The organism is [Clostridium] symbiosum ATCC 14940 (genome assembly GCF_000466485.1).
GTDB lineage: Bacteria > Bacillota > Clostridia > Lachnospirales > Lachnospiraceae > Otoolea > Otoolea symbiosa.
In genome coordinates, this window is sequence record NZ_KE992805.1 from 1 (window position 1) to 1,166 (window position 1,166).

At 50.1% G+C, this 1,166-nt stretch carries 1 protein-coding gene; it reads right to left on the reverse strand.

Translation table 11 applies throughout. The annotated features are described in order from the left end of the window. Positions 1-91 precede the first annotated feature (91 nt). Positions 92-1,015, reverse strand: a complete 924-nt coding sequence (locus CLOSYM_RS02200) for a DMT family transporter (protein ID WP_003499916.1) — start codon at positions 1,013-1,015, stop codon at positions 92-94. Positions 1,016-1,166 lie beyond the last annotated feature (151 nt).

Here is a 1,166-nt window from a genome sequence, read left to right on the forward strand (position 1 = left end):
CGTACCGGCGGCGTCCTCACCTGCTTAACTAAATGACGTTGATTCACAGCCTGAGATATCATGGAAAAGGGAGACAGCCCGGCTGTCCCTCTCATCCTCTCCTTTTTCTCTGTGTCAGCAGCAGTACCGTAGTGATAATAGCCGCCAGTCCGGCAAAATCCATTACGGTAAAGTCGGTGCCCAGCCACAGAGCGGAGATAACAGTTGCTGAAACCGGTTCGATGCACGCCAGCATGCTGGCTTTGACGGAGCCGATATCACTGACGCCCTGGAGATAGAGGGTGAAGGAGAGGGCGGTTCCAATCAGCACGATGGCGGCCAGGCCAAGAACCGTTCCCAGATCAAAGGTTACACGGACCGTCCAGTACCTGGTGGCGAAGAACAGGAAAATACCTCCTATCAGCATGCCGTAACCGGTGACGACCGTGCTTCCCCAGCGTCCTATGATTTTTTCCGGCAGCATGGTATAGCTCATCAATGCCACCGCTGATAAAAGTCCCCATGCCAGGCCAAGGTTTGAGATGACAAGTGAGTGGATATTGCCATGGGTAGCCAGAAGAAAGGTTCCCGCTACAGCCAGGATGATAGCGAAGACCTCCCTGCCTGAAGGAAGCTTTTTTGCCATAAAGCAGGACACGATCATGATGAGAACCGGACCAAGATACTGCAAAACGGTGGCGGTCCCTGCATTGGAATGGGAAATAGCCGTCATATAGCTGTATTGGCAGAACATCAGGCCGAAGATGGAGAAAATGAAAAGCTGCCGCCGGTCCCTTTTATCCTGCATGATTTCTTTCATCTCTTTACGCTGCTTTATAAAGGCCAGGACCAGCAGGATGATGCCGGCGCAAATCATGCGCGTGACCGTTACCCATGCGGAGTCCAGGTTTTTATATGTAAAAAGATACTGGCCGCAGGTGCCGGAAAAACCCCACATGGTACCGCCCGCCAGCGTAAAGAAAATCCCGCGGGCTGTTTTTGATTTGTTTAAGCTGTCTTTTGAATCTGGATTCACGTTCTTTTACCTCTGTTAGTTATTGTTCACAGGCAATACTGCCCGAAGCGTTATCGAGAGTGTGTTTTGTGACAATTAATATTCTCCTTGTTTTATATCAGATTGTCAAGAAGTTTCATATGGAGATTTAACTGAGGTTTGGAGGACGCGT